The sequence below is a fragment of the Oceanobacillus sp. J11TS1 genome (assembly GCF_018333215.1).
Taxonomy (GTDB): Bacteria; Bacillota; Bacilli; order Bacillales; family Amphibacillaceae; genus Oceanobacillus.
The window spans coordinates 20,096-27,665 of sequence record NZ_BORO01000036.1 but is presented as its reverse complement, the minus strand read 5'-3'; the positions used below and the strand labels follow the sequence as shown (position 1 = coordinate 27,665).

At 40.0% G+C, this 7,570-nt stretch carries 5 protein-coding genes and 1 riboswitch; of the genes, 4 read left to right on the top strand and 1 reads right to left on the bottom strand.

Annotated elements, in window-relative coordinates; translation table 11 throughout:
* Positions 1–112 precede the first annotated feature (112 nt).
* The gene (locus tag KI343_RS18145; RefSeq protein WP_212927829.1) at positions 113–727 is read right to left on the bottom strand and encodes a hypothetical protein; all 615 of its coding nucleotides are present in this window, start codon (positions 725–727) and stop codon (positions 113–115) included.
* A gap of 231 nt (positions 728–958) precedes the next feature.
* On the opposite strand from KI343_RS18145, the gene KI343_RS18140 reads away from it, so the two are divergent.
* The 4 genes from KI343_RS18140 (at position 959) to guaA (ending at position 7,334) form a co-directional block, all read left to right on the top strand.
* Entirely contained in the window at positions 959–1,924 is a 966-nt protein-coding gene (locus tag KI343_RS18140) for an AAA family ATPase (protein WP_212927828.1), read from the top strand.
* Positions 1,921–3,189 (top strand): DUF58 domain-containing protein, encoded by a 1,269-nt coding sequence (locus KI343_RS18135; protein WP_212927827.1) that lies wholly within the window; start codon positions 1,921–1,923, stop codon positions 3,187–3,189. The genes KI343_RS18140 and KI343_RS18135 overlap by 4 nt, the downstream gene beginning before the upstream one ends.
* Positions 3,186–5,378 (top strand): transglutaminase-like domain-containing protein, encoded by a 2,193-nt coding sequence (locus KI343_RS18130; protein WP_212927826.1) that lies wholly within the window; start codon positions 3,186–3,188, stop codon positions 5,376–5,378. Before KI343_RS18135 ends, KI343_RS18130 begins: the two co-directional genes overlap by 4 nt.
* 131 nt (positions 5,379–5,509) lie before the next feature.
* Positions 5,510–5,611, top strand: a riboswitch (purine riboswitch).
* A gap of 187 nt (positions 5,612–5,798) precedes the next feature.
* Complete coding sequence (guaA, locus tag KI343_RS18125; RefSeq protein WP_212927825.1) at positions 5,799–7,334, top strand: glutamine-hydrolyzing GMP synthase; 1,536 nt, start codon at positions 5,799–5,801, stop codon at positions 7,332–7,334.
* Positions 7,335–7,570 lie beyond the last annotated feature (236 nt).

The following is a 7,570-nucleotide window of genomic DNA, read 5'->3' as shown; positions in this document are numbered from 1 at the left end:
CATTATCAGTTATACTAGTAGACATGGGTAAGGTCTCCTCTTCTTAGTTTTTGTCGTGATTAACTAAAGGGTAGGATAACCTTACCTTTCCTATTTATTCATCTTACACAGACTATTGTACGTCATCCAAAAAAGGAGGAAAGCGCTCCAACCCAAGCTGAACGCGCTCCGAAAAAGGAGAAAAGCGCTCCAACCTAGGCTGAGAGCGCTCCAAAAAAAGAAAAAGTGCTCCCCCCAGGCAGAATGCGCTCGAAAAAGGAGGAAAGCGCTCCAATCCAAGCTGAACGCGCTCCGAAAAAGGAGAAAAGAGCTCCACCCACCTAGGCAGAATGCGCTCCAAAAAAAGAAAAAAGCGCTCCAAGCCAAGCCGAGAGCGCTCGAAAAAGAAGAAATCCGCTCCAACCAAGGCTGAACGCGCTCGAAAAAGAAGAAAAGCGCTCCAACCTAAGCTGAGAGCGCTCCGAAAAAGAAAAAAGCGCTCCAACCAAGGCAGAACGCGCTCCAAAAAAAAAGAAAAAGCGCTCCAACCCAGTCTGAACGCGCTCGAAAAAGAAGAAAAGCGCTCCAACCTAAGCTGAGAGCGCTCCGAAAAAGAAAAAAGCGCTCCAACCAAGGCTGAATGCGCTCTAAAAAAGGAGAAAAGCGCTCCAACCCAAGCGGCCCCGCTCAAAAAATAATCTATTTCTTTCCAACCACCATCAAAACTTCCACCAAAAAAATCTATCACTCTTCCTGCATAACTGAATAGTTATTTATCTCTTTGTCTATAATAAGAGATAAATAATCTTTACAGCTGCGTGTTCAAAAGGGGAGAGAGAAAATGGATAGAGAAGTTCCATTTACCGATGTATCACTTTTATTTAACTTTTTGAACAACTTCACCATGCATTTCATTTAATTATTATTCTCAGTATAGTAACATAAAAGTAGAAAGTTTCGGCAGATAAGGAGGGTGACGATGGAACAAGAAAATAGAATGGAAAACAGGCAGATGAAAGATGTCTTAAATAATATTAATAGAGTAATTATCGGAAAAGAAGAAATTATAAACTTGAGTCTAGTCGCATTACTAACGGAGGGTCATGTTTTATTGGAAGATGTTCCTGGGGTAGGGAAGACCATGCTCGTGCGTACGTTAGCAAAATCGGTAAATTGCGATTTTACTAGAATTCAATTTACACCAGATTTACTTCCTTCTGATGTCACGGGGGTATCTATTTATAATCCAAAGGAATTAGAATTTGAGTTTCGAGAAGGTCCCGTGTTTGGAAATATTCTGTTAGCGGATGAAATTAATCGAACATCGCCAAAGACCCAGTCGGCATTACTCGAAGCTATGGAAGAAAAAAGTGTAACAGTGGACGGAGAAACAAGGCAATTGAAGAGCCCTTTTTTTGTAATGGCAACTCAAAACCCAATCGAATATGAAGGAACTTACCCATTGCCAGAGGCGCAATTAGATCGTTTTCTATTAAAATTACGTATGGGCTATCCATCTTATGAAGATGAATTGGAAATGCTTTCGCGGAATACTTCCTATCATCCAATAGAAGAAATTAGTTCGGTAATGTCGCAAAGGGATCTGCTGAGAGCGCAGGAAGAGGCGAAAGAAGTTTATATCGATGAAACCATTCAGCAATATATCCTTAACATTGTCAGGCAGACGAGATCGGATCGTGCGATTTATTTAGGCGTTAGTCCAAGAGGGGCACTTGCCCTCATGCAAGCTGCCAAAGCTTATGCGTATATGCAGGACAGGGATTATGTTATCCCGGATGATGTGAAATATTTAGCGCCATTTGTTTTAGCGCACCGCATTATCCTGACAGCAGAAGCACGTTACCAAGGAAGGTTAAATGAAGAATTAATCGATTCGATTATTCATGCTGCACATATTCCGATTAAGAAAGGCATTGTAGAATGAAGAAAAATTTCCGTATCGTTTTTCGTATTATTGGCGTTTTGGCACTGATGACGTTGCTTTTCTGCTATGCGATGTTTCAAGGAGGATTTGTGAGTTGGTTTTTATTTTATAGCTTTCTCCCCATTGGAATCTATCAGCTTCTTTTTGCCTGCTACCCATTGCGTACATGGCAAGTTCACCGAGAAGTGGAACATCCGATTGGTCAAGCCGGAGATGAAATATTGGTGAAGGTACATATCAAAAGGAAGCTTCCATTTCCTTTGTTATATTGTACCGTTGAAGAAAAATTTCCTCCGTCTTTAATGAAGGAAGATACGAAGAAAGAAAAGTATCTTTCTGTACAGTCATCCAAACAAATGACCATTTCTCGTAAACTGATACGCATGCTTTTCCCTTTATTTCGCAGACACTTCACATTCAACTATTATATACAAGCCTTGCCGCGCGGGGAGCATACATTAGAGAAAGTAACCATTCAAACGGCTGAACTATTTGGTTTTATCAAAAAAAGCTATGATTTCCCTGTACAAGATAAAATCGTCGTCTATCCATATGTTCATCAAATTCGTTTAGCCCACGATATGGCGAGCTATGAACAGGGCGGTGCTTTATCCAATCAATTACAGCAAACAAACACCATGGTTGCTTCAGGAATAAGAGAATATGCGCCGGGGGATCGTGTGACACGGATTGATTGGAAACAAACAGCCAGAAAACAAGTGATGATGACAAAGGAATTTGATCGCGAGAAGAGCACAGATATGGTGTTGATTCATGATAATAATAAGAATACGACCGGACAGCAGCTTGTCTATGAAGCTTCCATTGAAATGAGTTTGTCTCTCATTGAAAAATTAGAAAGGAAAGGGTATCAGACTAGCTTTCTTTCCATTGGTGAGAAGACATATTGGTTTCATTTAGCACAAAATCCGCATCAAAAGGCACTAATGAAGAATTATCTTCTCTCAGCTCAACCCGAAGAGAAGGGGGCTTTTGCTGTACGATTCCGTGAAGAAATGGCTCAATTAAGTAAAGTTGATAGTATCTTTCTTATTTTAACATCGATCGATACATATCTTGTTCAAGCTATTCTAGAAGCAAAACAACGTACCAAGCATCTATCTATTCTTTATATACATTCAGAAAATCCGCCATCTGATGAAGTAGTATCCACGCTTGAGCCATTACGCTTTTCAAATATAGCAGTACAAGAAATAAGTCTAGAACAGCTGGCAACGGATCCTGTCGAGGTGAGTTTGAAATGAAGAAGAGCCAAAAACAAATTAAAACACTGCATACCTTTTTATTATATGTTGCAGGATTTTGCCTTTTCTTAGAATGGTTCTATCCACTTCGCGCTATCTCTGACACGAATATCGGGGTTTTTATCTTATTTGCATTTTATTGTTTTCTCATTTCCTACTTTCAATGGCATTGGCTAATTAGTACTGTCGCAAAAGGGTTTGGCTTCCTTTTTATTATCAATAGCCTGTACTTTGAAGCAAGCTATATTGATTTTAGCTGGATTAGGGAAAGCCTTCAAGAAATCATTTATAATATGGAGCTGATGTTCTCAGGACAATGGTATATGCTTACTACCTTTTTTAGAAGCTTCTTATTTCTAATTCTTATTTGGCTGATGAGCTACCTGCTTTATTATTGGTTTGTCCGAATGAAGAATATTATCTTATTTATTCTATTGACGTTTATATACATTGGTATTTTAGATACATTCACTGTTTATGAGGGCTCCAATGCCATTGTCCGTATTTTCGTTATTTCCTTTATTGCTTTGGGAATGTCCAGCTTAAGTAAGGAGATTGAGAGGAAGCAGATTCCTATCTCGGTGAGAGAACGATTAAAATATTGGTTATTGCCTATGGTTCTCCTGGTTGCGGTAGTTACCTTTATCGGTTATCAAGCGCCAAAATCGGAACCGCAGTGGTCGGATCCCGTTCCTTTCTTACAAAATGCTGCAACCAATATAGGGAATGGAAATATAGGATCTAGACGAGTAGGGTATGGAGAAGACGATACGCAATTAGGAGGTTCTTTTCTTCAAGATGACACCGTTCTTTTTGAAGCAATAGTAGAAGAAGATCATTACTGGAGAATAGAAACAAAGGATGTGTACACCGGGAAAGGATGGGAAGTATCCGAGGATAGAAACCTTCTCGAGCAGCCGGATGGTCAAATTACATTATCGACTTTCCAAGAAAATGTGGAAACGGATGAATTGGAAGCAGAAGTTCATTTTACTGGAAACAGTCCCTTACCAAAAATCGTCTACCCATATGGGATTTCTGCTGTTACAACGGATGAAAACCTTGAGATCTTGCTTGATGAGAGTCAAGAGGCGATAGAAACGACGCGGAATGGCCGGAATACACTGCCAGAATCCTATGAAATGACGTATGCGAATCCATCCTTTGATATAGATGTCTTGCGGGACAGCTCCGAACAGGATTCCAGCTCCATTCGTAACCGTTATACACAGCTGCCTGAGGAACTTCCAAAAAGAGTGGGGGACTTAGCAGAGGAGATTACCGCACCCCATGAGACAAGATACGATAAAGCGCGGGCAATCGAACGTTATTTTAGCTCCAATGGTTTTGAATATCAGACAACAGGCATTCCGACACCGGGAGAAGAGGAAGACTATGTGGACCAATTTTTATTTGATTCCCAAATTGGCTACTGTGATAATTTCTCCACAGCAATGGTGGTCATGCTCCGAACGCTGGATATCCCGGCAAGGTGGTCCAAAGGATTTACAAGGGGGGAACGCATTGATTCGAATGGAGAAGAACAGTATCATGTGCAGATTACCAACAGCAATGCACACTCATGGGTAGAAGTATATTTTCCAGAAGTTGGATGGGTGCCATTCGAACCAACACAGGGTTTTACGAATATGACAGACTTCCAGACAGATACGGAAGAAAGTGATTCCCCGATTACAGAGGAAGCGGAGCCGTTAGAAGCGCCGGAAATGGAAACAGAGGATATTCCGGAAGAGGAAGAAAGTACAGAGGAAGAAGAGGAAACAGATACCGCAGTTTCTGATGAAGAATCAGGACTGAGCCCACAAGTGAGGTATATTTTAATTGGAATAGGGATTTTACTCTTGCTTGCTTTATTGGTTCTTTTCATGAAACGCAGACAGATACGTATTTATTTCTTGCAACGAAAACTGGAGAATCATTTTAATGAGAAGGTATTTCAGGAAGCATATCTCTACCTGTTAAAAATCATTTATCAAAAAGGTTATCAGCGAGATGATAATGAAACACTGCGGGAATTCGCAAAAAGAATAGATGATGCATTTAACTCGAAGGATATGGGCAAATTAACACATGTCTATGAGCGAATGATTTACAGTAAAAAAGTACCAGGCGAAAAAGAGGAAGTAATTCAATTATGGAAAAATTTAATCAATCAAATAATCGCTTGACCCGGCGAGCATCAATTAGTAGAATGAAAAAGGTAATGGTGTAGGAATGGATATTAATAAGTCAGCCTCGCCAAACGGATGGCTTACGACCATCTATCTATATAATACCATCTATCTATATAATAAAAAATTATTCGTTTTAATATGCCTATCGTATATCCTCGAAAATAAGGTTCGAAAGTTTCTACCGAGTCACCGTAAATGATTCGACTATGAAGGCAGAAGAAGGTTTGTTTATGTTACCTGGATTCTGTCTTTCTATGTTTTTTTGTGCGCGCCAGCTGCAGAAAATAGAAAGGTGGAACCCGGGTTTTTAATAGGTGAATAGCACGATGGATGCTGCTAGCCATGGATTGCAAGTAAGAGGTAGAGGAACGTATAGTTTATACATTAACAATAGATACAGATTGGAGTCTAGTTATGGAGAATAATGAATTAGTACTGGTTTTAGATTTTGGCAGCCAATATAACCAATTAATTACCCGTCGTATTCGTGAATTTGGTGTGTACAGTGAGCTTCATTCACATAAACTGACCGCAGAAGAAATCAAGGAAATGAATCCAAAAGGAATCATTCTTTCCGGCGGACCACACAGCGTTTATGACGAAGATAGCTTCCGCTGTGACGAGGAAATTTTTAACTTAGGAATTCCTGTCCTCGGCATTTGCTACGGCATGCAATTAATGTCCCTACATTTTGGCGGTAAAGTAGAAGCCGCTAAAAACCGTGAATACGGGAAAGCATTAATCGAATTAAATGAAAGCCCAGCTCTATTTAAAGATACGCCAACCAAGCAAACCGTATGGATGAGCCATGGTGATAAAGTCACTGCAGCACCGCCTTCTTTCCAAGTGGATGCAACAAGCCCATCTACTCCGCTTGCTGCAATCAGTGATACTGACAAGCAAATGTACGGTGTACAGTTCCACCCAGAAGTACGTCACTCAGAGTATGGAAATGATTTATTAAACAGTTTCGTATTCGATGTATGTAAATGTAGAGGCGACTGGACCATTGCAAACTTTATCGAAATGGAAACAGAAAAAATCAGAGAAACTGTTGGCGACCGCAAAGTTCTTTGTGCATTAAGCGGCGGCGTAGACTCTTCTGTTGTTGCAGCATTAATCCATAAGGCAATCGGCGATCAGCTTACTTGTATCTTTGTAGATCACGGACTTCTTCGTAAAAATGAAGCAGACGATGTAATGAAGGTATTTGCAGAAGACTTCCACATGAATATCATCAAAGTCGATGCAAAAGATCGCTTCTTATCTAAATTAGCTGGTGTTTCCGATCCAGAACAAAAACGTAAAATCATCGGAAATGAATTCATCTATGTATTTGACGATGAAGCAGCAAAACTAAAAGATATTGACTTCTTAGCACAAGGTACACTTTATACAGATGTGATTGAAAGTGGTACAGATACTGCACAAACTATTAAATCACACCATAATGTGGGCGGACTGCCAGAAGATATGCAATTCGAGCTGATCGAACCATTAAATACGTTATTTAAAGATGAAGTACGTGAATTAGGTTCACAACTAGGAATTCCTGACCGCATTGTATGGCGTCAACCATTCCCAGGACCAGGACTTGCTATCCGTATCTTAGGCGAAGTTACTGAGGAACATTTAGAGATCGTTCGTGAATCAGATGCAATCCTTCGTGAAGAAATCGCAAAAGCTGGTCTTGATCGCGATATCTGGCAATACTTCACTGTCCTTCCAAACATCAAAAGTGTTGGCGTAATGGGAGATGCACGTACGTATGCACATACAATCGGTATCCGTGCGGTAACTTCTATTGACGGGATGACATCTGACTGGGCGCGTATCCCTTGGGATGTTTTAGAAAAAATCTCTACTCGTCTGGTAAATGATGTGGATAATATTAACCGCGTAGTTTATGATGTTACGAGTAAGCCGCCTGCTACGATTGAGTGGGAATAGATGGTAAAATTTTCCATTTGTAATTTGTTGATTTGACGATATATAAAATGGAAAAAAATAATATAGTTCCCTACCAAAAACCCTACCAAGAAAAATTCTTGGTAGGGAATTTTGTTTTACCTGAATTATTCATAGAAAAATCTCAATAGCTCACCAGCCCATACCTGTCAAGTAACTGTGACAGATATGGGCTACACTAAATAAATGAAAAAAGAACCCATTTCTGATAAGGTTAA